This is a genomic window from Microbispora sp. NPDC046933, assembly GCF_040644635.1.
In the GTDB taxonomy this organism is placed as follows: Bacteria; Actinomycetota; Actinomycetes; order Streptosporangiales; family Streptosporangiaceae; genus Microbispora.
This window is the reverse complement of record NZ_JBEYWW010000014.1, coordinates 1-23,031: the sequence shown is the minus strand read 5'-3', so window position 1 is coordinate 23,031 and position 23,031 is coordinate 1. Positions and strand designations below refer to the sequence as shown.

The window sequence follows — 23,031 nt, the reverse complement described above, 5'->3', positions numbered from 1 at the left end:
CTGTCCGCACCATGGACGTACTTCAGGCGATCGTGCTCGGGCTCGTGCAGGGCCTCACCGAGTTCCTGCCCATCTCCAGCTCGGCCCACCTGCTGATCGTGCCCAAGCTGGCCGGATGGGGCGACCCCGGCGCCGCGTTCACCGCGGTGATCCAGCTCGGCACCATGCTCGCGGTGCTCATCTACTTCTGGCGGGACATCGTCCGGATCACCTGGACCTGGCTGCGCAGCCTGTGGACGCCGGAGCTGCGCGGCGACCTCGACGCGCGCATGGGATGGTACATCGGCCTGGGCACGATCCCGATCGGCGTCGCCGGCCTGCTGTTCAAGGACGCGATCGAGGGCCCGGCCCGCAACCTGTGGCTGAACGCGGCCATGCTCATCGTCTTCGGCCTGCTGCTGCTCGTGGCCGACCAGATGGGCCGCAAGAAGAAGGAGGTCGCCGACCTCAACATGCGCGACGGCCTGATCATCGGCGCGTGGCAGATGCTGCCGCTGATCCCCGGCGCGTCCCGCTCAGGCTCCACGATGACCGGCGCGATGTTCCTCGGATACACGCGTGAGGCGGCCGCCCGCTACTCCTTCCTGCTGTCGATCCCGGCGGTGATCCTCTCGGGGCTGTTCGAGCTGCGGCACGTCGGCGACGGCGGCGGCCCGCCGGTCGCGCCGACCCTGATCGCGACCGTCGTGTCGTTCGTCGTCGGCTACGCCTCGATCGCCTGGCTGCTGCGTTACGTGGCGCGCCACTCGACCATCGTCTTCGTCGTCTACCGCGTCTTCGCCGGGACGTTCCTCCTCACGCTGCTGGGCCTCGGGGTGGTGCAGTCATGACGACCGTCCTCCTCGTACGGCACGGCCTCACCGCGATGACCGGCCCTGTGCTGGCCGGCTGGACCCCCGGGGTCCATCTCGACGAGCGCGGCAGGGAGCAGGCGCGTGCGGTCGCCGAACGGCTCGCGCCCCTGGAGCTGGACGCCATCGTGTCCAGCCCGCTGGAGCGGTGCCAGGAGACCGCCGCCGCCATCGCGCAGGGCCGCGCCGTCTCGGTGCAGACCGACGACAGGTTCGGCGAGTGCGGGTACGGCGACTGGACGGGCAGGCCGCTCAAGGAGCTCGCCGAGGAGCCGCTGTGGCGGGTGGTGCAGGCCCATCCGAGCGCCGCGGTGTTCCCCGGCGGGGAGGCCCTGGCGGAGGTGCAGAACCGGGCCGTGCGGGCCGTACGCGACTGGAACGAGCGGCTCGGCGAGAAGGCCACCTATCTCGTGTGCAGCCACGGGGACGTGATCAAGGCGATCGTGGCCGACGCGCTGGGCCTGCACCTGGACCAGTTCCAGCGGATCACGGCCGACCCCGCGTCCGTCACGGTGATCCGCTACACCCCCCTGCGCCCCTTCCTCCTCAGGGCGAACGACGTGGGCGGGGGAGTGGCCAACCTGGTGCCCCCGCCGGAGGTGTCGGGGGACGAAGACGGGGGAGAAACCATCACCGGAAGCGATGCCGCCGTCGGCGGTGGACCCGGGACCACATAAGGTCGGGCTATGCCGGTCTTCGACTACGATCCACCTGACAGGTTCGTGGCCGGTGCCGTGGGGCAACCGGGCGCACGAGCCTTCTTCCTGCAGGCCCGCGGCCAGGGCAGGATCACCACGGTGGCCCTCGAGAAGTTCCAGGTCGCCGTGCTGGCCGACCGCCTGGACGAACTGCTCGACGAGGTCCTGCGGCGCAGCGGCGGGCGCGCGCCGGTGCCGGCCATGGCCCCCGCGGAGCTGGCCGACGAGGGCCCGCTCGACCTGCCGATCGACGAGGACTTCCGGGTGGGGACGATGGCGCTCGCCTGGGATCCCGAGACCGCCCAGGTGATCATCGAGGCGCAGGAGGCGGCCGAGGGCGACGAGGAGGACGAGCCGCCGCTGGACGACCGGCCCGAGCCCGCCGTCCTCAGGGTGCGGATCAGCGCCGCCGCCGCCCGCGCGTTCAGCCGCCGGGCGCTGGAGGTGGTCGCCGCGGGCCGCCCGCCGTGCCCGCTGTGCGGCCGGCCCCTCGATCCCGAGGGCCACATCTGCGTCCGCCTCAACGGTCACCACCCCGGGGGACTGTCCGCATGAGAGTTCTGGCGGCATGAGAGGCGCGGTGTGAACGGGTGGAAGGGCGGCCTCGCGCCGCGCGTGCGAGGAACCGGATGACGGCTGAGGACGAGACGAGCATCAGCGACGTGGACGGGCCGGGGCTGGACGACGCGGCGGCCATGCGCCTGCTGCGGGAGGGCGCCTTAGAAGTGGCCGGGCGACTCGTCGAGGCCACGAACATGACTCTCTACTGCTCCATCAGCGACGGCGCGCACGCGGCGGCGTGCGTGTACAAGCCGGTGCGCGGGGAGCGCCCCCTGTGGGACTTCCCCGACGGCACGCTCGCGGCCAGGGAGGTGGCCGCCTACGAGGTGGCGGCCGTCACCGGATGGCGCATCGTGCCGCCGACCGTCTACCGGGACGGGCCCTTCGGCCCGGGGATGGTGCAGCTGTGGATCGACGCCGATCCCGAGACCGACCTGATGGGGCTGATGCGCAGCCGCAACCCCGCTCTGCGCCGCATGGCCGTGTTCGACGCCGTGGTGAACAACGCCGACCGCAAGGGCGGCCACCTGCTGCCGCTGCCCGACGGGCACGTGTACGGGGTCGACCACGGGGTCTGCTTCGCGGTGGAGGACAAGCTGCGCACCGTGCTGTGGCAGTGGCGCGGCAAGACGCTCCCGCGCGAGGCGGTCAACGTGCTGGTGCGGCTGGAGCGCGAGATCGAGCGGGGGCGCCTCGGCCGGCGCCTGCGCGAGCTGCTGACCCAGGCCGAGGTGGAGGCCACGTGGGAGCGGGTCAAGAGGCTGCTGGCCACCGGGGTCCATCCGCACCCCTCCGAAGACTGGCCGGCGATCCCGTGGCCGCCGATTTGATCACCGATTTGATCACCGCAGACAGGCTTGCGCAAAACGTGTGGATTGTGCACTCTGCAGGGGTCTCTACCGATATTGGAGGGAACACGCATTGTGTACGGTCATCGTGAGCGTCGAGCCGGAGGCTGGCGCGCCGGTGCTCCTGGCGGGAGTGCGTGACGAGTTCGTCACGCGGCCGTGGATGTCGCCGGACCGGCACTGGCCCGCGTACCCCGGCCTGATCGGAGGCCGCGACCTGGAGGCGGGCGGCACCTGGCTGGCCGCCGATCCCGCCGCGCGGCACGTGGCCGCGCTGCTCAACGGCGAGGGCGCCGCGGCCCCGGCCGGGCGGCGCCGCTCGCGCGGCGAGCTGCCGCTCCTCGCCGCCGCGGCGGGGGAGTTTCCACCGCTCGACCTGACCTGGTACGACCCTTTCCATCTCGTCCTCGGCGGGCTCGACGGCGTACGGCTGTGGAGCTGGGACGGTGAGAGCCTGGCCGAGGAGAAGCTGCCCGAGGGCGTGCACGTGATCGTGAACGCGGGCTGGGACCGCGGCGAGAACGAGCCGCGCACCGCCTGGTTCCGGCCCCGCTTCGCCCGGGCCGCCCGGCCCGAGTGGACCACGGGCGGCTCGTCCGAGCGGTTCTGGGGGGAGTGGCTCCACCCCGCGTCGGGCGCCGGGATGCCCTGGGACGATCCCCGCGCGCTGGTCATGCGGCGGCGGCTGCCGGACGGACGGGTCTTCGCCAGCCTGTCGATCACGCTGGTCGCCCTCGCGGAGGAGGGGCTGCGCTACGACTTCTGCCCCCAGCCCGACGACCCCGCCACCTGGCACGAGATCGACACCTCGTGGGGCACACCGGCTGAACCGATCCGCCGGGCTCGCGGATAGGCTTCACACCATGCGATCGTGGTCTGCTCCGAATGTCCCCAGGCTGCCTGGTTCGGGCCTCATGCTCCGTCTGTACGACACCGCCGCCCGTGAGGTGCGGGAGACGGCCCCCTCCGGCGAGGCCCGGCTGTACGTGTGCGGCATCACGCCGTACGACGCCACCCATCTCGGGCACGCCAACACCTACCTGGCCTTCGACCTGGTCAACCGGGTGTGGCGGGACGCCGGCCACGACGTGCACTACACCCAGAACGCCACCGACGTGGACGACCCCCTGCTGGAGCGGGCCGAGGCGACCGGCACCGACTGGCGGTCCCTCGGCGAGCGCGAGATCGAGCTGTTCCGGTCCGACATGGAGGCGCTGCGCATCCTGCCGCCCCGCGAGTACGTCGGGGTCACCGAGACCGTCGGGGAGATCGCCGAACTGATCGCCCGGCTGGCCGAGCGCGGCGCCACGTACGAGATCGACGGGGACGTCTACTTCTCGGTGGCCTCCGCGCCCAAGTTCGGCGCGGTCTCGGGCTACTCCGAGGAGACCATGCTGGAGCTGTTCGGCGAGCGCGGGGGCGATCCCGGCAGGGAGGGCAAGCGCCACCCGCTCGACTGGCTGCTGTGGCGGGCCGAGCGGCCGGGAGAGCCGTCCTGGGAGTCGCCGTTCGGTCCCGGCAGGCCGGGCTGGCACATCGAGTGCACCGCCATCGCCCTGCGCCACCTGGGCAGCGGCTTCGACGTCGCCGGCGGCGGCTCGGACCTGATCTTCCCCCACCACGAGATGGGCGCCTGCGAGGGCCACGTGGCCACCGGCGAGTGGCCGTTCGCGCGGGCGTACGTCCACGCGGGCATGGTCGGCCTGGACGGCGAGAAGATGTCGAAGTCCAGGGGCAACCTCGTGTTCGTCTCCAGGCTGCGGCAGACGGCCGAGCCCATGGCCGTACGGCTGGCGCTGCTGGCGCACCACTACCGCACCGACTGGGAGTGGACGCCGGACCAGCTCGCCGCGGCCGAGGACAGGCTGGCGCGGTGGCGGGCCGCGGTGGCCCGCCCGGCGGGCCCCGCGGGCGCCCCGGTGCTGGCGGCGGTGCGCGAGCGCCTCGCCGACGACCTCGACGCGCCGGGCGCGCTCGCGGCGGTCGACGCCTGGGCGGCGGCGGAGGGCGACGACGCGTCCTCCCCGGCGCTGGTGCGCGACGTCGCCGACGCGCTGCTCGGCGTCTCCCTTTGAACCCCGCCCTCTGAACCCCGCCCTCTGAACCCCGCCCTCTGAACCCCGCGCCCTCTGAATCAGCTCAGCCCGCGACGGCGCGGGGACCAGTGCTACCCGAGCGGCACCCGCGGCGCCAGCCAGGGGAACACGACGTACCACAGCGCGGCCACCGCGGCGCCGGTCAGCAGCAGCACGACGGCCAGCCGGAGCGCGGTGCCGCCGGGCAGCCGCCGCCACAGGAATCGGTACACGCCGGATCTCCCTCGGTCATTCCTGGCGTTCCTCGCGGCGGACGAGCACGCTCTGGACGACCAGGCGCTGCGCCGCGGAGAACTTGGGGTGGCAGGTGGTCATGGTCATGAGCGCGGTGGTGGGCCGCTGCCCGGGGTGGCCGGGGACGGGATCGACGACGTCCACCTCGCCGGGGTCCACGACCTCCTTGCGCGTCACCTGGTAGGTGTAGCGGGCGTCCCGGGCGTCCACCACGATGTCGTCGCCGCGCCGCAGCTGGTCGATCCGGTTGAACGGCGCGGCGTAGGTGGTGCGGTGCCCGGAGAGCACGAAGTTGCCCACCTGGCCGGGCAGCGCCGTGCCGGGGAAGTGGCCCGGGCCCTTGCGCAGCTCCGCCGGGCCGACGCCCTCGACGACGGCGAACCGGTAGCCGGCGCCCAGCCGCGGGATGCGCAGCAGCGCCAGGGCGTCGCCGAGCCGCACCGCACCCACACCTGCGCCCGCCTGCCCACCGTGCCTGCCGAAGACCTCGCCGAGCCGTCGCTGCAGGACGCGCTGCTCCCGCTCGGTCTCCGCGCCGGTGCCCCAGAGCAGGTACGCGTAGAACAGCAGCAGGACCAGCCCCACGGGCAGGCACAGCTCGCCGATGACCCGAGTCACCGCTCTCACCGCTCCGTCGTCTTCTCCGCGCACGGACCGAGTATCGCTTTCGGACATCCTCCGGCGGCGGCCTTGCGGAGGGCGTTGGTGAATTCTTTGGCACGCCGGACACAGGAGCGGTAAGTCCGTCGCGTGTCCCGCGCCGCACCGCCCGCGCGGGCCGTACGGTGTGCTCAGCCTGCGGCGATGTGGGAGTGGTCAACGAAGCGAAAGCCTGGACGATCCTTCGGTAAGCACTGTGCGCCGGAACGAAGCGGCTCCGCGCCCGGCGCATATAACAGTCGAGCAGCAAAATATCGCTGGCAATCGGGGCTCAATGAATTGAGCGGCAGTTATCGGGAGTCCAAAGTGGCGCGAAAAAATACCGTACCTATTCTTCTGGCGGCGACGGTAGCAGGCGGCCTGATACTCGGGTTCCCCGGGGTCGCGGCCGCGCAGATCGGTATGTCGCCGGCGACCCCGGCGGGGGACGGCATCTATCCTCCCAGGCCCGTCGTGGTGGAGAACGTGCCGACACAGCCCGTCTGCACCGGGAACAACTGCAACAACAACGGCTGGGTCTGGCCGCAGCAGAACTGGCAAGGCTGGAACTGGCCGCAGGCCTTCACGAACAACGACACGAAGACCGGCAACGCGCAGCCGATCGTGGCGCCCGGCACGGGTGGTCCCAGCGGGATCACCCCGGTGCAGAACGCCGCGCAGCAGGCCGCGCCCGAGGCGGCGCCTGCGGAGGAATCCGAAGAGGAGGAGCCGGAGGAGGAGCCTGAGGAGACCCTCGAGGAGGAGGCCGGGCCCGTGGGCGAGGCACCGGCAGGGCCGCCACCCGCACAGGCCGCGGGCGGCCCGACCGGCGGCGGTCAGCTGCCGTTCACGGGTGCCCCGGTGGGCGTCGCGGCGGTGGGCGCGGGCCTGCTGGCCGTCGCCGTGGGCTGCACTCTCGTCTCCGCGCGACGCCGCCGGTCGAACGGTGCCGAGTAGGAGGAATCGCCGGCTGGTCGTCGTCGGCCTGCCGTCGCTGGCCCTCGGCCTCGTGCTGGCCGGGGGCTGGGCGGCCCACCTCGGGCTGAGCGTGCGCGACCACCTGGAGGCGACGCGGTCCGCCCTGCTCCGGCTGCGGCCGGGCGACATCGGGACGGCCCGCTCGGCCGCGGCGGCGCTGGCCGAAGCCCGTGGTCACGCGGCCGAGGCGCGGCGGCTGACCGGAGGCGTTTACTGGGCGCTGCTCACCCACCTGCCCGTGATGGGCGACGGCGCGGCGACGACCCGGGGGCTGGCCGCGTCGGTCGCGGACATCACCGACGTGCTGTCCCAGGTGGAGCGCGTGACCGCGCCGTTGCTGTCCTCGGGCGAGCGGGCGCCGGGGGATCTGCGGCGCGCGCTGGCCGCTCTCGACGCGATGGCGCCGGTGCTGCGCGACGGCGCCGTCCGCGTGGAGGCCGCGAGGTCACGCGTCGCGAGCACCCCGGCGTCGACCGGGCTGGCGGCCCTGGACGAGGCACGCGACACCGTGCTCCGCGAGGCGGCTCGGCTGCGCGGTTTCCTGAGCCAGGGGGCGGACGCCGCCGCGCTGCTGCCGCCCATGCTGGGCCGAGACGGCCCCCGCCGCTACTTCCTGGCGTTCGAGACCAACGCCGAGGCTCGCGGCACCGGCGGCCTCGTCGGCGCGTTCGGCGTTCTGAAGGCCGACGGCGGCAGGGTGTCCGTCGCGCGGCTGTCCGCCAACACCGGCATGCCGGCCAGCTCGAAGCCCGTCGCCGACCTCGGCCCGCAATTCGTCTCCCGATACGGGCGGGGCGCGACCACGCGACTTTCGGTGTCCAACCTCTCTCCGCACTTCCCGTACGCGGCCGCCACCTGGACTGGTCTCTGGCGCCGTCAGAAGGGCCAGGAACTGGACGGGGCCATCGCCACCGACCCGGTCGGCCTCTCCTACATCCTGGGCGCGATCGGGCCGGTGAAGCTCCCGAGCGGAGAGACGGTGACGGCGGGCAACGTCGTCGCCCTGACGGAACGGGAGGCCTACGCCCGCTATCCCGACCGGGCGCAGCGCAAGATGTACCTGGTCAGGATCGCCGGCGCGGTCAGTGAAGCGCTCACCGGCTCGCTGGACGAGCCCGCGCGGCTGCTGCCCGCCTTCGTGCGCATGGTGAACGAGCGTCGGCTCAACGTCTGGAGCCGGGCCGAGGCCGAGCAGCGGCGTCTCGCGGCGAGCCCGCTCGGCGGGGTGCTGCCCGAGCAGCGCGGGCCGTACGCCGGGCTCGTGGTCAACAACTCGGCCGGCACCAAGCTCGACTACTACCTGGACCGTTCACTCACCTACCAACTCGGCCCGTGCCGCCCGGACGGGATGCGCGCCTCACGCATTCGCATCCGGCTGACCAACGACGTGCCGCGCGGTCCGCTGCCCCCGTACGTCACCAGCCGGCTCGACGAACCGCGGCGTCCGCACGCCGCCGGCTCCAACCTGCTGTGGGTGTCGTTGTACGCGGGGATCGGGGCGAAGGCGACGGCGGTGCGGCTCGACGGGCAGCCCATCTCGTACTATGCGGAGACCGAGCGGTCCCACCCCGTCTACTCGAAGCTGCTGGAGTTTGCGCCCGGCCAGTCGAGGACGCTGGAGATCGACCTGCTCGAACCGTACTCGGCGGCGGCCCCTGTGGTCCCTGTGCAGCCGCTCGTCCGGCCGCAGCGGACGCTGGTGACGGCCGACAGCAGGGGCTGCGGCTCCTGACAAGCGCGCGAGGGAACCGACAAGAACCGTAAAGGCCCGGCGTGCCGCGAGCGGCGGCACGCCGGGCGCGGCTTAGCGTCCGGCCATGGAGTGTACGCATGCGGGGGAAACCGCCACTGGAGCGGTCCCCGGGGAAGCCAAAACGCGGACGTGGACGGGAGCCGCGACGGACGCGGTGCCGACAACGCCGGAAGCGCCGGAGATGGGGGAGGAAACGGCGCGGAAAGCCACGGGGACCTTCCGCATCCTTTTCGTGTGCACGGGAAACATCTGCAGGTCGGCCATGGCGGAGCGGCTTACCCTGGCGGCCCTCGGACCGGGCTCGCCGATCCTGGTGGGCAGCGCGGGAACCCGCGCCCGGACGGGATGGCCGATGGCCGAGCGTGCGCGTGAGGTGCTGCTGCGGCTCGGCGGGGATTCGGAGGGCTTCTCGTCACGCCCGCTCACAGCCGAGGCGGTGGCCGACGCCGATCTCGTGCTGGCGGCCTCGTCCGAGCACCGCGCCGAGGCGGCGGCCCTGTATCCGCGCGCGGCCGCGCGCGCGTTCACCATCGTCGAGTTCGGCGCGCTTGCCCGCGCCGTCCCTTCGGGCAAAGTGCTGAGCCAGGGGCATCCCGTCGGCCGGGCGCGGGTTCTGCTGGAGGAGGCCGGAGCGCTGCGCGGGCTGGTCCGGGTGGACCAGCCCGACATCGTGGACCCTTACGGAGGTCCCCGCAGGGCCTACCGGGAGGCGGCCCGCCGAATCGTGGACGCGCTCGCCGTTCCGATGCACCTTCTCAGACACGCGTCGGCGCCCTGACCGAGCCCCCGGCGGTTCCGCTCCGCGGAGTCGCTCCGGGGCCCGGCTCGCCTGCTCATGCCTGTACCGGCTCAGGGACCCGTGGCGTCTCCGGCTCGGCCTTACTGCTGTAGTACTCGTACCCGAAGTACTCGTTCCGTTTCGCCGGCACGAAGTTCAGGACCGTCCCGACCAGACGGGCGTTGATCGACGACAGCAGTTCCTCGGCGCGTGCCACCTGCTCGCGCCGGGTCTTGCCGTGCCGTACGACGAGCAGGGCGCCGTCGCAGATCGCGGAGAGGGCCGCGGCGTCGGTGACCGGCAACAGCGGCGGCGCGTCAATGATCACCATGTCGTATTCCTCGGTGAGCTGGGCCAGCACCGAGCGCATGCCCCGCGAACCGAGCAGCTCGCTGGGGTTCGGCGGGATCCTGCCGCTGGGCAGGACGGACAGGGCCGGCTGCCCCCACGTCTGGATGACGTCGTGCAGCCGGGCCCGCTCGATGAGCACGTCGGTGAGACCGGTGCCGCCCTCGATGCCCAGGTAGGTGGCGAGACGGGGGCGGCGTAGGTCGGCGTCGATCAGGATCACCCGCCAGCCTGCCTGAGCCAGCGCGATCGCCAGGTTGGCGGAGGTGGAGGACTTGCCCTCCGCCGGCAGGCAACTGGTCACCACAAGCGACTTCAACTGCCTGTCCACCCCGGTGAACTGCAGGTTCGTGCGCAGGGACCGGAAGGATTCCGCCCGTGACGACCGGCCGTCGCCGCGGACGATCAGAGGGTGCTGCCGCGCGTTCCGCTCGAAGCCGATGATCCCGAGAACCGAACCCTTGGAGACCTGCTGTAGCGCCTCCAGGGCCTTGATGCTCGTGTCCAGACGATCGCGCAGCACCAGCGTGCCGATGGCGACGAACAGCGCCAGCAAAAGTCCGAGTGCCACGTTGAGCAATGGCTTGGGAGACACCGGCGCTGTCGGGATCTCCGCCGCGTCGACCACGGAGACCCGGACGTTCGGGCGGCTCTTGGGGGTGGGCCGCTCGATCTGGTCGATCAGCGCGGCGAAGGCCGCCCCGAGGTCGTTGGCGCGGGCGGCGGCGCGCCTCGGATCGGTGTCGGTGACGGTGGCACGCAGGAGCGAGGTGCCTGGGATGGTCTCGGCCGTGATGCTCGCCTGGAGGCTCGGGATGTCCGCGCCGTGCACAATCTGACCGACCACCCGGCGACTGGTCAGCAGGGTGGCATAGGACTGCACTCGCTGTTGCGACAGGGCCCCGGCCTGGAGGGCGGCAGAGACGCTGCCCTCCCTGTCGTCCCCGGAGACCAGCATGGAGATCGTGGTGACGTACTTGGGCGGTGTGTTCGCGGTGATGACAAGGGCGGACGCCGCCCCGATGATCAGCGATAGCAGCAGGAGCAGCCAGCTCCTGCGGATGAGTCGCGCGTAATAGAGCAGTTCCATAATCATTTTCGCCTTACGTGAAGAGACTGCTGAGCGCGGACAGGCGGGTAGACCCGCACGCGCTGAGGCAGGCCGATGAGAATGCAGGCGGCCGTCAGGCCGACGATCGTCGCGCCGAGCGGCGGGATCCAGCCCAGCGTCATCACCAGCTCCAGCATGCTGGTCACAGCCGCGAGGGCGGCGAGCGTGAGGGCCGTGAGCCGTGTGCTGAGACCGAGTTTGCGAAGACGATGGGAAAGATGGTCGGTTCCGCCTCGCATCATCGGCCGTCCCGCCCTCCTCCGCGAGAGCAGCACGACCCCCGTGTCCACGGTCGCGACGAAGGTCGGCAGAAGCATGCCTGCGATCGCCGTGCCGGTGTCGCGACCGGTGATCAGCAGGGCCGCCGAACAGGTGAGGACGAATCCGACGAACAGCGAGCCCGCGTCCCCCATGAAAATCTTCGCCGGCGCCCAGTTGTACGGCAGGAACCCCAAGCAGGCCAGGGGGAGGGTCATCAAGATCAGTCCGATCGCGGGCTGGGCGGACACGAAGGCCGCCCCGGCCAGAATCACGGCAGTGACCGCGGTGACGGCCGCGAGCGCTCCATCCATGTTGTCGAGCAGGTTGAAGGAGTTGGTGACGACGACGATCCACAGCACGGTGATCGGGCCGTCGAGCCAGGTGCCGGTCACCGACGCCTGGACGCCTGTCAGCACCACCCCGCCGGCGGCCAGCGACTCCACGGTCAATCGGGTGAGCTGGGGCAGCGGCGACAGATCGTCGATGAGGCCGAGCAGGGTCACAACCACCGCCCCGACGACGATCAAAATGAATCGCTCATCGGTGGGACTGATCAGCGCCATCGGGGGGATGACGGTGCCCAGCATGATCGCAACGCCGCCGAGGTAGGGAGTGGCCCGCTCATGCGACTTGTGACCTCCGGGTCGATCCATGAATCCCCAACGAAGCGCCAGACGGCGCAGCAGAGGGGTCACCGCCGCGGTCAGCAGGAAGCTGCTGATCACGGCTGCGAGGAGAGTCGTGCTGTTCACCGCCGGAAATTCACCGGCTCGGCGCGGGCTTCCGCGATGGTCTCCACCAGGATGTCGTCCAGCGATCGCTGCGGCGTCCAGCCGGTGAGTTCGCGCAGCTTCGTGGTATCGGGGACCCTGCGCTGCATGTCCTCGAAGCCCGTCCCGTAGGCCTCGGCGTACGGGACGAGGTCGACGCCCGACGTGCTCCCCGTGAGTTCGGCGATCAGTTTGGCGAGCTCCAGGATGCTCACCTCGTCGCTGCACCCGATGTTGAAGGTCTGGCCGATGGCGGCCTCATGGTCGAGCAGCAGGACCAACGCCTGCACCACGTCGAGCACGTGCGCGAAGCAGCGGGTCTGCGTGCCGTCCCCGAAGACGGTGAGCGGGAGCCCCGCGATCGCCTGCCGGACGAGTCGCGGGATGACCATCCCGTAGGCCGGACTCTGCCGGGGTCCCACCGTATTGAACAGCCTGACGATGATTGTCGGCAGGCCACGTTCCCTGTGGTAGGCGTTGGCCAGGATCTCGTCGACGGCCTTCGCCGTGCTGTAGGACCATCGCACGACGCCGGGACTGCCCAGTATGCGGTCGGACGTCTCGGTGAGGGGTCCGCCGGAGTTCTTTCCGTAGATCTCACTCGTACTCGTGACAAGGATCTTCCTGCGATACCGGTGCGCCGCCTCGATCACGATCTCCGAGCCGCGGATGTTCGTGGTCAGGGAGCGCAGCGGCTGCTCCACGATCAGCTTCACGCCCACGGCGGCGGCGAGATGGACGACGACGTCGCACTCGTGGACCAATTCGTCGACGAGGAGCGCGTCGAGTACCGAGCCCTGGACGACGCGCAGCCGGGGATTGCCGACGTGATGCACGAGATTGGCGCGACGCCCGGTCGACATATTGTCCAAAACGATTACGGAATCGCCCCGTGCGAGCAACGCGTCGGTCAAGTGGGATCCGACGAAACCGCTCCCACCCGTGATCAGGTAGGTGTTTCCGCTGGGCATGGTCAACGACTTCTCTCCATACAAGTGGCAGTTGACAGGATCGCTCGGGTAAATGAATGCGGCGGCGGGCGAATCAGCCGTGCGTGCTCGGGGCCCTTTCAGCGTGTTCGTTCGTGCTCACCGCCTTCTCGAACCACGTCACGGTCAGGCTGAGCCCGTCTTTCAACGGCACGGGCCGCACCCCGGGGAACAGGTCGAGCAGTCGGCGCGAAGAGGCCTGCGACTCCCTGATGTCGCCCACACGGGGCGGCAGGAATTCCGCCTCGATCGGGCGCTCGAGGACGGTTTCCAGGATCTCCTTGAGGCGGAGTAGGGTTACCCGTGTGCCGAATGCCAGGTTGACCGGTTTGCCGCATGTGACCCGGCGGGCGGCGGCGTCGGCGAGGACGTCCGCCACCGATCCGACGAAGGTAAAGTCCCGTGCCTGGTTCCCGTCACCGTGGATCGGGACCGGACGGCCGTTCAGCGCGGCCGACACGAAGGCCGGGATGACGGCCGCATAAGCGTGACCCGCGGGCTGCAGAGGTCCGTAGACGTTGAAGAAACGGAACGCCAGGACCGGCAGACCGTAACTTTCCGCGTACGCCAGGGCGTAGGCCTCGGTAGCGAGCTTGCCCGCGCCGTACGGGCTGAGCGGCCGGGTCGGCAGGTCCTCGTGCTTGTACGGCTCCTGGCAGTCGCCGTACACCGAAGACGAGGAGGCGATGATGACATGCGGTCTGGTGGCCCGGCAGGCCTCGAGAACGTGAAGAGTGCCGGTCGCGTTCACGGCGTGTGAGGCGACAGGATCCTTCAGGGACCGGGGCACCGACGGCCGGGCCGCGAGGTGGATCACGTGTGTGGCGCCGGGGACGATCTCGGCCAGCAACTCCCGGTCGAGAATGCTGCCCGTGACCACCTCGACTCCCACGTCGGCAAGGTTGGCGAGACTCCCGGTGCTGAGGTCGTCGAGCACCGTGATGCTTTCGACCTCCGGCCGCGTCGTGAGCGTCCGGCAGACGTTGGCGCCGATGAACCCGGCGCCGCCCGTGATGAGGATCTTCATGCGATGTTTCCTGTAAGGTGTCGCGGTCCGACGGAAAGCGACCGGTAGAGCGCTTCGGTGTCGGCTACCAGGCGCTCCACGGCGAACGACGTCGACGTCCATCGGCGGGCCGCCTCGCCCATGCCAGCCGCGAGCGCCGGATCGGACAGCAGGCGGAGGGTCTGCTCGGCCAGGTCGTCCGGGTCGGGGGCGGCCAGTAGGCCGGTGACGCCGTGGCGGACGACATCCGGGACGCTTCCCACCCGCGTGGCGACGACGGGAATCCCTGCCATGCCCGCCTCGATGAGGGTCAGCGGCGTGCCCTCGTTGTCCGAGGTCAGGATGACCACGTCGGCCGCCGCGTACACGGTTTCTGTGTCTTTGCGCCATCCCAGCAGCCGGAACGAGCCCGGCCTGTCCGCGATGCCCCGCACCAGCTCCTCCATGAGCTCGCCGTCTCCACAGACGACGAATCGGCAGGTGGGCAGGCGGCGGAGTACGGCATCGGCGGTCGCGAGCAACCGGTCGGGTCGCTTCACCCGGGTGAGCCGGCCGACGAAGGCGACGACGGGCGTGTCCAAGGGAACGCCCAGGGCGGCGCGGGCCGTCTCGCGGTCGGGAATCGGGCCCAGCTTCACGCCGGGCGGGATCACGACGTACTGCTCCGGGCGTCCGATTCCGGCGGCGAGCAGATCGTCGCGGACCCTGGGCCCGACCGTCACCAGGCGATCGGACATGGCGGCCAGGCGCCGCTCCGTCCGGATGTAGAGGCGGCGCTTGGCCGGCGAGAAGTAGCCTTCCAAGAGATGCCCGTGGAACACGTGCACCATGGCCGCGCCGATGCCGGCGAGGCGGGCGGCCGTACGGCCCAGCGCCCCGGCCTTGGCCGTCCGGGTGTGCACGATGTGCGGCCGGAACTCGCGCATGGCGCCGATCAGCCGCAGGAGCGCGCGGAGGTCGTCGGCCGGCCTGACCGCGCGGCCGAGGCCCGGGATCCGGTGCACCCGCAGCGTCGCGCCCCGAAGCCGGAGCTGGTCGCCCTCGGCGCCGTCGACGTGGCCCGTGTAAAGGCGGTGGTCGAACTCATCGCGGTTCAGCCGTTCGTACAGTCCCATAACCTGGGTGGCCGGGCCGCCGATATTCATGCGGGCGATGATTTCCATGACGCGAATACGGCCGTCCGGTTTCATCGCGGGCTCCTTGCAGACGGGTATGGTTCACGCCGGAGAAGCTAACTCGGACGCGGCTCTTCGCCGTGATGTGCTCACCGTAACGGCGAAGAGTTTCCGAATTCGGTACCCGAACCTGATCGATTACTCGCGGAAGGGGCACTTTGCCAAGAAATCGACAGACAAGGTGCGGTGCATCAGTCGTGGATCTGGTAGACGGCGACGTCGCCGGAGCGGAAGCGCATGGTCGCGTAGCGCCGGATCTGCCCGGCGTGCCGCTCGTCCGAGAAGAGCCATCGCACGCCGTAGTCTGTCCACAGCCGACGGATCGATTCCGGTGAGGGCGTGACAAATGCCGCGTCGTTCGATCTGAGCCGGGCGGTGTCCCAGAATCGCGTACACTCCGGCCCCTGACCCGGTCGCAGCCGATCCCAGGTCTTCGCGGTGTACGCCCATCCTTCGACCAGTACGCGCCGCTCGGTCAGGGCACTCACCCAAGAATGACGGGTATCGCATGAATTCGGGTCTGCCCAGCGGACATGATCGTTCGTGGCGACCAGATCATCGGGGTTCGAGTGGTCGCGGAGCCATCTCGCGGCGGCCAGAGCGCCCCTCGGCACGGACGGCTCGGTCACCGGCCCGGCGAGCGCTTCCGTCCTGGCTCCGGCGATGCCCTGCACGATCGCAAGGATGCGCGCGTGCGCCTCCGCCGGCAGGCCTATGGCGGCGACCATCGACAACGTCAGGGCCCAGCCCGTCCGGCCCCGTCTCACGATCAAGACGATCCCCGTCGGGAGGAGGACTGCCGCCAGTGCGATGTACGGCAGGTACAGGAGCGCGGGCGGCCGACCCGGAGCCAGCGGGATTTCGACCCCGCAGCACAAGGGGATCAGATATGCGGCGGCGGCGCCGAGGGCGGTCGCGGACGCCACAGCGAGGGGGGACCCGCGTGAGCCGCGGACAGCGGTGACGAGGCCGTACACCGTGACGACAGCCATGTAGGGGTAGGTGGCCCGCAGGAAGTAGAGCTGGTTGAGATGGATGTTTCCCAGCAGGAGGGCCGCGCCCAGACCGGCGGCGCCCATCCCGGTCATGACCACGACGGCGGGGCGCATGAGCAGGCGCGGCCGGCCGAGCAACCCCAGCACCCCGCACCAGGTGAAGAGCCAGCAGGTCAGGAACAGGAAGCTGAGTCCGAACACCGCGGCGAGGGGCGGAGCGTCGGACCGTCCGGTGAATTCCTTCCACAGGTGGAGGCTCACGGAGGAGGGGGAGAAGTCCACCCCCTGCCGAGCGCCCCGGAACAGCACCGCCTGTGCGAAGAGGAGGCACGTGACGGTCATCCCCAACGCGATGAGCGCGGGTCGCGGCGGGCGGTGGCTTCTGGTCGCCTCCACAGCGGCGACCGCCGCAAGGCCGGTCGCCAGCAGCGGGAGGTAGGTCGCCTTGGCGCCCATCACCGCGACGAGGAAGACGGCGAGAAGCAGCCATCTGCCGAGGCGGCGTGCCCCGAGGACGTCGTCCTCTTCGAGGATGTCGATGAGCAGCAGGACGGCCGGTGCGAACAGGACCCCCCCGAACGTCTGGCTCGGGCTGATCCATGCCGCGTCCTGAATGCCGCCCCAGGTGAACACCCCGTTGCTGCCCAGGTGAAGGCTGGGCGCCGCCATGAACAACGCCGCCAGGACCGCCACGAGCGCGGCCGGCCGCGACTCGAGGACGCGGAGCGCGATCACGCCCACCAGCACGACGAGCGCGGCCAGCATGGGCAGCATGGCGAGGCGGAGCAGCAGCACCGCCGGCTCCACGCCCGTCACCCAGCTCGTCGCGGCCAGCTCCGCGTGGACGAACCAGTGGTAGAGCAGCGGCTCTCCCGCGACCGCCGGAACCGTGGGAGGCAGGTGGTGTTTCAGTTCGCCGATCAGGGAGAGGTGGAACGGCGTGTCGACATGGGAAAGTCCGAGCGCGGGCCAGGTCAGGGCATTGGCTCTGAAGAAGGTGGCCGCGCTCCAGACGACCAGGTAGACGATCGTCAGGGCGATGGACCACGACCACCACAAGGGTGATGCCCGCCGCGGGCCCCCCTTCCAGTGTCCACGCAGCCGGGGCACGACCAGGAACAGTGCGTAGGTGCCGATGGGGAATGCCAGTACGAGCAGCGGCAGACCGGCCGCCCGTGCGGCGATGTAGGCGGGCACCTCGATCGCATAGCCGAGGACCAGACCCAGGGCGATCTCCTCCACCAGCGTCCGGCGCCCGCGATACAGGCATCGGATCAGCAGCACTCCGGGAAACGTCAGGCCCATCGTGAGATAGGCGGCGAAGGCCGACAGGTCCGAGACGGAAACGCCGTAAAGGCGCAGCACTGCGACCGTAACAATACCGAGAAAGGCCGCCGGCAACCACCGTGCCCGCAGATATCGAGCTCCCTTATGTTTTTCAAATTTCGTCGGGGAACCATTTACAACCAATGCTGTGTTCATTGCGCTGCCGTAATCGTGCGATCGGAAGGAATTGGATCCTGGTGTGAACCGGGCGATCGAGGCCCGATGACGCGGCCCAGCGACGCGATCCAGAAGCCGGTGCCCAGGATGGCGAGGCCCAGCGTTCCCCAGGCGAAGACGAGTGCCGTGGCCACGGTGGCGGAGGTCGTGCAGCCCGCGACGAGCAGTGTGCCCACGAGAAGGGCCGCCTCGGCGCAGAGGTAGGCGAGCCGCACGCCCGGCTTGCCCATGGCGAGGGGAAGCACGTTGGACCAGCAGGCCGTGCCCTTCATGCATGCCGCCCCGAGGAGCAGCATCGCCACCGCCCCGGTGGGACCGTACTCAGGTCCGTAGGCGATGGTGATGACGGTGCCGATCAGTGGAAGCGCGACGACGGCTGTCACCGCACCGCCCCCCGCGCACAGCGCGGTGGTACGGACGACGTCTCGCATGATGACGGCGCTTCCGGCTTCCAGGGCGACGGCCTGAGTGAGACGCGGGTACAGCATCGCCGCGACCGGGACGGCCAGATTGGCGTAGAAGCGCCCCGGTGCCATCGTGATCTTCAAGATGGTGACGAGCTGTGGCCCGCCCACGAGGCCCGCGATGGTGAGGATGCCGGAGTCGGAGACACCGGCCACGAAGGTGCCGATCGAGGTCGGCAGGGTGAACCGGAGCAATCCCGCGGGCAGCCTGGGGCGGCCGGCGGCCGGGCCCAGCTGCCGCGTCACCGCACGTGACGCGGCTAGGCAGAACATCGCCGCCATGACCAGCGCGCTGCCCGCCTGACCGGCCAGATAGAGCAGTGGGCCACCGATGAAGAGCCCGGCGAGCGATGAACCGAACGACAGGACCGCGCCCAGCACGCGCAGCACCCCCGAGGTCTGCAAACGGCCGGCCAGTGCAAATCCCGCCCACGCCGTCGCGTACGGCGCCATGGCACCTCGCCCCGCAACCGCCAGGGCGAACGTGAGCGCGAGGCCGTCCGAGACGTGGCCGAGAAGCCATGCGCCGAGCACCATCAGGAGGGCGAGCAGGGTCGCCGCCAAACCGATGACCACGTCCAGACGCAGCAGGCGCAGGAAGAGGGCCGCGCCATGGCCGGTCCGCCGTTGCTCCAGAGGAACGAACCGCTGGGCGGCGTTCTCCAGGCACGGATCACACAGGAGGAACCAGAGAACGGACACGGACTGCGCGAAGATGACGTGCCCTGAGGTCTCGCTCCCGGTCACCCGGACGAGGGCGATCAGGCTGAGCGTGGGAAGCACGGCCTCGCCGAGCCCGGCGGAACTCAGCGAGGTGAAGGTGCGCAGGTGCCGCCGGCCCGGCAGTCGGATCCGCACGGGCCTAGGCGAGGACGTCGTCATAGAGCCGGTCGAACCATTCCGCCGCCCGTCCGATGTCCACGAGGTCCGCGCTGTCCCGCGCGCCCTCGCGCAGCCGCGCGTGGGCGTCCGGGCGCATCGCGCGCAGGATGGCCCCGGCGAGCGCATCGGGATCATCAGGCTCGACGAGCAGCCCGTTCCGGTTGTGGCTGATCAGATCGGGCACCCCGCCGACGGCCGTCGACACGACCGGCACCCCCGCCGCCAGCGCTTCCATGACGACGACGGGCAGCCCTTCGTAGGAGGAGCTGAGCACGAGCAGGTCGGCCGCCGCGATGAGCCGCCTCGCGTCGGGCAGGCGCCCGAGCAGGCGCACGCCGGTGAGGCCGAGGGCGTCCACCCGCCGCGCCGTCCGGTTCAACAGCGGCCCGGAACCGGCGAGCAGAAAGCGGGCGCGATTGTCCTGCTCCAGGACCTTCACCGCCGCGTCCAGCAGCAGGTCGTGGTTCTTCTGTGGATGGAAGTTCCCGACGTGCACGATCAGGAAGGCGCCGCCGGGCACGTCCCAATGTCGTCTGGTCTGGTCCGCCATCCGCGCCCAGCGGCGTTGCACCTCGACCCGCACACCGTGGACGCGAACCGTGACGTGACGGGCGAGCCAGCAGGTCCGGGACCGGGCGACGTGAGGGGAGACAGCCACCGTCCGCATGTCCAGCCAGCGCGTGCCCAGGTCGAGCAGCATGGTCGGCAGGCGGTAGCGGACGTTGTGCACCGTCGAGATCAGAGCCGGGCGGGGCCGCCTCATCCGGGCGAGCGGCCGCAGCAGCACCGCGAGAAGCGGAGAGTGGATGTTGATCACGTCCGGCCGGAGCTTGCCGATCACGCGGATGAGGCGAGCCGGACGTTGCCACCGCGGGTGGGAGGTGAGGTCGATCACCTCGACTCCGGCCGACCGCAGCCGTGCCCTGAGCTCGTCGGTGGATGCCCGCAGGCACACCACCGTGTAGCGCTTGCCGGTCTGGGGTGTGGCGAGCATCCGCTCCACCAGCAGGATCTCGGCCCCACCCAGGTCCAGCGTCTTGATCACCTCGCAGATGTGGGGGCCGCTCATGTCGCCGCCAGGGCAGCCGCGTCGCGGGCGATGACCTTCTCGTAAACCTGTTCGATGCGTTCGGCCACCAGCCGCCAGTCGAGGTCCGCCGCGGCTTCGACACCCTTTTCGATCATCTGCAGGCGCGCCACCTCGTCGTCCATCACCGCGTGGAGCTGGGTGACGAGATCCGTGCGCGAACGGAACACCCGATAGGCCGCAGGGGGAACCGCCGGATCGAGCGACGCCTCAGACGAGACGAGGACGGCGGTGCCGAGGGCCAGGGCCTCCAGCGGCGCAGTCGGTATCCCTTCGCCGATGGTGCGCAGCCGCCGGGAGGAATGCACGAAGGCGTCCGCCCGGCTCACCAGCGCATAGACCTGGTCGCTGGGGATCTGGCCGAGGAACTCGATGCCCGGACCGGCGTCCGCGAGCCGCCGCAGCCGGTCGCGTTCCGGTCCGTCTCCGGCGATGACGAGGCGGGTGTCCGGCCGGGCGGCCCGCACCCGGTGGAACGCCTCGATGGTCAGCTCGTGGTTTTTCACCTTGACCAGTGATCCCACGCTGACGATCAGCCCACGCTGAATTGGGGCACTGCCGCGAAATCGGGCGAGATGACCGAGTTCCACACCGCTCGGCATCATGTGGATAAGCCGATCGGGAACACCGACGCCGAGCAGGTCGCCCCTTGGGCGCGTCCCCGACACGATGAAGCCGCCGACGTGGCGGAACGCCCACGGCATGATGGGGCGATGAAGCGTCGTGAGGGCGCCGTGCACGTGCAGCACGAGCGGAATGCCAAGGCGCCGTGTGGCGGGGCCGAGTACGAGCGCCTCGCGGTGATCGCCGTGCAGGTGGACGACGTCGAGCCCGCGCGTGCGGGGCAGCGCCTTGGCGCACTCCATCGCGAAGGCAATTTCATCCGATTTCAAGGAAACAATCCGGCTTGCCCGAACAGGAGGCAAGCGCAGGGTCGTCGTACCTTGGAGAGGTGCGCCGCGCCGGTGCGCGACGATCACGTCGTGTCCACGGCGCACCTGCTCGCGGACGAGTCGTTCGATGTAGAGTTCCTTGCCGCCCGGCTCCGGCGGCAGTCGATAGCCGATGTGCAGAATTCTCACATCGCCCTCCTGGCTCGTGTTTTTCAGGAAAAGTGCGGGTCACGCGGGAATGCGATAGACGGCGCAGTCGCCGGAACGGAACGCAAGCGTCGCGTAGTCACCGATGCGCGGGCTGAGACCCGCCGTCCGCTCGTCGGCGAACAGCCACCGCACGCCGTAACGATCGCGAAGGCCGCGGATGACGGCCGCCGACGGCGATGTGAAGGCGGCTTCGTTGAGCCGCAGTCGCTCGCCGTCCCAGAACGGAAGGTGTTCGGGATCCAGCCCGGGCCGCCACTGGCGGAGGTTGGTGGTGGTGTAGCTCCATCCCTCGACCAGCACGTGCCGCTCGGATAGGGCGGCGATCCAGGACTGGCCCCTGTTGCAGACGTCGGGGATGTTCCAGCGGCAATGTACGTTCGTGGCCACCACGTCTCCCCGTCCGGCGTGAGCGCGCAGCCACCGCGCGGCCGTCGTCACGCCCGCAGGGATCACCACGTCCTGCGCTCGGCGAACCAGATGGGTGTCTCCGGTGGAGAGGCCGACGGCTGAGGCGACCCGCGCGTGCACGTAGGCGGTCATGCCGACGGCCGTGCACGCGACGGTGATGAGCGCCCAGGCGCGAAGGCGACCCCAGACGACGGTGATGAAGGCGGCGGCCAGAACGAGGACGGCCAGGAGGACGGCGTAGGGGCGATAGAGCAGGCCGACCGGCTCGCCAGGGCGCAGCGGGATGGTGACGCCGCAGGCGAAGGTGATCAGGTAGGTCACGGCCGTTCCGGCTATGGCGGAGTAGACGATCGCCCGCCGAGACACCCGCGCCCGCCGCGCGAGCACGAGGGTTCCATAGACCGAGCCGATCGCGAGGTAGGGGTACGCGCCGCAGAGAAAGAAGAGCTGGCTGCGGCCGGGATGTCCGAACAGCAGCGCCACGCCGATCCCGGCGGCCCCTATGCCGAGCATGAGCGGGATTCCCGGCCGAGCCCATGAGCGTGACCGGCTCAGCAGCCCAAGGCTTCCTCCCCACGCGATGACCCAGCCGAGCACGTAGATGGAGGTGATCCCGAGCGAGGAGAGCAGGGGAGGGTTCGGGTCGGGGAGACCGGTCAGCTCCACCCATGCGACCTTCGCGAAAGAAAGGGGCTCGACGATCATGCCGTTCCGCACCCCCCGGAACAGCACCACCTGTGCGAAGAGGAAACAGGCCGCGGTCATCCCAAGTGCGGCCAGTGTGGGCCAGGGGAGCCTGCGCCGCGAAGCGACCTCCAGCGCGACCGCCGTCACGAGCCCCGCTCCGAGCAGGGGAAGGAAGATGGCCTTGGCTCCCATGACAGCGAGCAGGAACACGCCGAGCAGGAGCCATCCACCTCTGTAGCGCCTGAGCCTCAGATCGAGGACGAGGAGGACGACGGGGGCGAACAAGACGGTTCCAAAAGCGTGGGTGGGACTCGTCCAGGAGGCGTCCGCGATGCCGCCCCGGGTGAGGAGATAACCGGCGCCCGTGTACAGGTTCACGGCGCCGACGGAGACCGCTGAGATCACGGCGGCGAAAGCTCCGGCCCAGGAAGCGATGACGCGCCGCGCCACCATGCCCGTCAAGATGACGATCGCGGCCATCATGGGCAGCATGCCGAGGCGGAACAGCAGCACGAGCGGCTCGATGCCGGTGATCCAGCTCGACGCGGCGAAGTGGGCGTAGACGAACCAGTGGTAGAGGAGCGGTTCCCCGGCCACCATCGGCGAGGTGGGTGGCATGTGGTTCTTCAACTCGCCGATAAGCGCGAGCTGGAAAGGCATGTCGGCGCTGGCGTATCCGAGCGCGGGCCAATCGAGGGCGTGCTTCTTGAGGAAGGTCATGGCGGTGAGCGCCAGGAGGTAGAGCATGGTCAGGGCGAGTGCCCATGACCACCACAGGGGGGAGGGCTGGAGCCGTGGGCGCTTCC

Annotated in this window: 21 protein-coding genes; 9 read left to right on the top strand and 12 right to left on the bottom strand. The window is 70.3% G+C overall.

Annotated features, from left to right (window positions below; translation table 11 throughout):
- The first annotated feature begins 11 nt into the window (after nucleotides 1-11).
- The 6 genes from ABZ857_RS20085 to mshC all read left to right on the top strand — a co-directional run bounded on the left by ABZ857_RS20085 (nucleotide 12) and on the right by mshC (nucleotide 5,033).
- Nucleotides 12-830, top strand: coding sequence for an undecaprenyl-diphosphate phosphatase (locus ABZ857_RS20085; RefSeq protein WP_357044935.1), 819 nt, complete (start codon nucleotides 12-14; stop codon nucleotides 828-830).
- Nucleotides 827-1,528 carry a histidine phosphatase family protein gene (locus ABZ857_RS20080; RefSeq protein WP_357044933.1) on the top strand — a complete coding sequence of 234 codons (702 nt, stop codon included), beginning with the start codon at nucleotides 827-829 and terminating at the stop codon, nucleotides 1,526-1,528. The genes ABZ857_RS20085 and ABZ857_RS20080 overlap by 4 nt, the downstream gene beginning before the upstream one ends.
- A gap of 9 nt (nucleotides 1,529-1,537) precedes the next feature.
- Entirely contained in the window at nucleotides 1,538-2,104 is a 567-nt protein-coding gene (locus tag ABZ857_RS20075) for a DUF3090 domain-containing protein (RefSeq protein ID WP_357044931.1), read from the top strand.
- A 74-nt stretch (nucleotides 2,105-2,178) separates the two neighbouring features.
- Complete coding sequence (locus tag ABZ857_RS20070; protein WP_357044929.1) at nucleotides 2,179-2,940, top strand: SCO1664 family protein; 762 nt, start codon at nucleotides 2,179-2,181, stop codon at nucleotides 2,938-2,940.
- 106 nt (nucleotides 2,941-3,046) lie between these two features.
- Entirely contained in the window at nucleotides 3,047-3,811 is a 765-nt protein-coding gene (locus ABZ857_RS20065) for an NRDE family protein (protein ID WP_357044927.1), read from the top strand.
- A 10-nt stretch (nucleotides 3,812-3,821) separates the two neighbouring features.
- Complete coding sequence (gene mshC / locus ABZ857_RS20060) at nucleotides 3,822-5,033, top strand: cysteine--1-D-myo-inosityl 2-amino-2-deoxy-alpha-D-glucopyranoside ligase (RefSeq protein WP_357044925.1); 1,212 nt, start codon at nucleotides 3,822-3,824, stop codon at nucleotides 5,031-5,033.
- Nucleotides 5,034-5,125: 92 nt separating this feature from the next.
- Here the strand turns inward: mshC and ABZ857_RS20055 are convergent, their stop codons facing one another.
- Both ABZ857_RS20055 and ABZ857_RS20050 read right to left on the bottom strand, forming a co-directional pair.
- Entirely contained in the window at nucleotides 5,126-5,266 is a 141-nt protein-coding gene (locus ABZ857_RS20055; protein ID WP_179155138.1) for a hypothetical protein, read from the bottom strand.
- Nucleotides 5,267-5,282: 16 nt separating this feature from the next.
- Nucleotides 5,283-5,915: a class E sortase gene (locus ABZ857_RS20050; RefSeq protein ID WP_357044922.1), complete on the bottom strand. Its 633-nt coding sequence runs from the start codon at nucleotides 5,913-5,915 to the stop codon at nucleotides 5,283-5,285.
- Nucleotides 5,916-6,413: 498 nt separating this feature from the next.
- Between ABZ857_RS20050 and ABZ857_RS20045 the strand changes: the two genes are divergently transcribed.
- The 3 genes from ABZ857_RS20045 to ABZ857_RS20035 all read left to right on the top strand — a co-directional run bounded on the left by ABZ857_RS20045 (nucleotide 6,414) and on the right by ABZ857_RS20035 (nucleotide 9,436).
- The gene (locus tag ABZ857_RS20045) at nucleotides 6,414-6,884 is read left to right on the top strand and encodes a hypothetical protein (RefSeq protein WP_357044920.1); all 471 of its coding nucleotides are present in this window, start codon (nucleotides 6,414-6,416) and stop codon (nucleotides 6,882-6,884) included.
- Nucleotides 6,874-8,637 (top strand): DUF4012 domain-containing protein, encoded by a 1,764-nt coding sequence (locus tag ABZ857_RS20040; protein WP_357044918.1) that lies wholly within the window; start codon nucleotides 6,874-6,876, stop codon nucleotides 8,635-8,637. The genes ABZ857_RS20045 and ABZ857_RS20040 overlap by 11 nt, the downstream gene beginning before the upstream one ends.
- Nucleotides 8,638-8,722: 85 nt before the next feature.
- Complete coding sequence (locus tag ABZ857_RS20035; RefSeq protein WP_357044916.1) at nucleotides 8,723-9,436, top strand: hypothetical protein; 714 nt, start codon at nucleotides 8,723-8,725, stop codon at nucleotides 9,434-9,436.
- A 55-nt stretch (nucleotides 9,437-9,491) separates the two neighbouring features.
- On the opposite strand, the gene ABZ857_RS20030 is transcribed toward ABZ857_RS20035, so the two are convergent.
- From ABZ857_RS20030 to ABZ857_RS19985, 10 genes are all read right to left on the bottom strand, one after another.
- The gene (locus ABZ857_RS20030) at nucleotides 9,492-10,874 is read right to left on the bottom strand and encodes a polysaccharide biosynthesis tyrosine autokinase (protein WP_357044914.1); all 1,383 of its coding nucleotides are present in this window, start codon (nucleotides 10,872-10,874) and stop codon (nucleotides 9,492-9,494) included.
- 2 nt (nucleotides 10,875-10,876) lie between these two features.
- A complete protein-coding gene (locus tag ABZ857_RS20025) occupies nucleotides 10,877-11,881 on the bottom strand; it encodes an MraY family glycosyltransferase (RefSeq protein ID WP_357044912.1) in 1,005 nt (334 codons plus the stop codon).
- A gap of 23 nt (nucleotides 11,882-11,904) precedes the next feature.
- Nucleotides 11,905-12,897, bottom strand: a complete 993-nt coding sequence (locus ABZ857_RS20020; protein WP_357045237.1) for an NAD-dependent epimerase/dehydratase family protein — start codon at nucleotides 12,895-12,897, stop codon at nucleotides 11,905-11,907.
- Between the two features lie 73 nt (nucleotides 12,898-12,970).
- A complete protein-coding gene (locus ABZ857_RS20015; RefSeq protein ID WP_357044910.1) occupies nucleotides 12,971-13,942 on the bottom strand; it encodes an NAD-dependent epimerase/dehydratase family protein in 972 nt (323 codons plus the stop codon).
- A complete protein-coding gene (locus tag ABZ857_RS20010; protein WP_357044908.1) occupies nucleotides 13,939-15,111 on the bottom strand; it encodes a glycosyltransferase in 1,173 nt (390 codons plus the stop codon). The genes ABZ857_RS20015 and ABZ857_RS20010 overlap by 4 nt, the downstream gene beginning before the upstream one ends.
- A gap of 176 nt (nucleotides 15,112-15,287) precedes the next feature.
- Complete coding sequence (locus ABZ857_RS20005) at nucleotides 15,288-17,456, bottom strand: hypothetical protein (protein ID WP_357044906.1); 2,169 nt, start codon at nucleotides 17,454-17,456, stop codon at nucleotides 15,288-15,290.
- 113 nt (nucleotides 17,457-17,569) lie between these two features.
- Entirely contained in the window at nucleotides 17,570-18,940 is a 1,371-nt protein-coding gene (locus tag ABZ857_RS20000) for a hypothetical protein (RefSeq protein ID WP_357044904.1), read from the bottom strand.
- Nucleotides 18,921-20,009, bottom strand: coding sequence for a glycosyltransferase (locus ABZ857_RS19995; protein ID WP_357044902.1), 1,089 nt, complete (start codon nucleotides 20,007-20,009; stop codon nucleotides 18,921-18,923). The genes ABZ857_RS20000 and ABZ857_RS19995 overlap by 20 nt, the downstream gene beginning before the upstream one ends.
- Nucleotides 20,006-21,109, bottom strand: coding sequence for a glycosyltransferase family 4 protein (locus ABZ857_RS19990; protein ID WP_357044900.1), 1,104 nt, complete (start codon nucleotides 21,107-21,109; stop codon nucleotides 20,006-20,008). Before ABZ857_RS19990 ends, ABZ857_RS19995 begins: the two co-directional genes overlap by 4 nt.
- Nucleotides 21,110-21,148: 39 nt before the next feature.
- A partial coding sequence (locus ABZ857_RS19985) for a hypothetical protein (protein WP_357044898.1) occupies nucleotides 21,149-23,031 on the bottom strand: 1,883 nt, incomplete at its 5' end.

Bases quoted from the DNA above. Each gene is read 5' to 3' on its own strand.
- ABZ857_RS19995 (WP_357044902.1), bottom strand. From the start codon at position 20,009: ATGAGCGGCCCCCACATCTGCGAGGTGATCAAGACGCTGGACCTGGGT.
- ABZ857_RS20000 (WP_357044904.1), bottom strand. From the start codon at position 18,940: ATGACGACGTCCTCGCCTAGGCCCGTGCGGATCCGACTGCCGGGCCGG.
- ABZ857_RS20015 (WP_357044910.1), bottom strand. From the start codon at position 13,942: ATGAAGATCCTCATCACGGGCGGCGCCGGGTTCATCGGCGCCAACGTC.
- ABZ857_RS20070 (WP_357044929.1), top strand. From the start codon at position 2,179: ATGACGGCTGAGGACGAGACGAGCATCAGCGACGTGGACGGGCCGGGG.
- mshC (WP_357044925.1), top strand. From the start codon at position 3,822: ATGCGATCGTGGTCTGCTCCGAATGTCCCCAGGCTGCCTGGTTCGGGC.
- ABZ857_RS20085 (WP_357044935.1), top strand. From the start codon at position 12: ATGGACGTACTTCAGGCGATCGTGCTCGGGCTCGTGCAGGGCCTCACC.
- ABZ857_RS20035 (WP_357044916.1), top strand. From the start codon at position 8,723: ATGGAGTGTACGCATGCGGGGGAAACCGCCACTGGAGCGGTCCCCGGG.
- ABZ857_RS20030 (WP_357044914.1), bottom strand. From the start codon at position 10,874: ATGGAACTGCTCTATTACGCGCGACTCATCCGCAGGAGCTGGCTGCTC.
- ABZ857_RS20080 (WP_357044933.1), top strand. From the start codon at position 827: ATGACGACCGTCCTCCTCGTACGGCACGGCCTCACCGCGATGACCGGC.
- ABZ857_RS20020 (WP_357045237.1), bottom strand. From the start codon at position 12,897: ATGCCCAGCGGAAACACCTACCTGATCACGGGTGGGAGCGGTTTCGTC.
- ABZ857_RS20010 (WP_357044908.1), bottom strand. From the start codon at position 15,111: ATGAAACCGGACGGCCGTATTCGCGTCATGGAAATCATCGCCCGCATG.
- ABZ857_RS20075 (WP_357044931.1), top strand. From the start codon at position 1,538: ATGCCGGTCTTCGACTACGATCCACCTGACAGGTTCGTGGCCGGTGCC.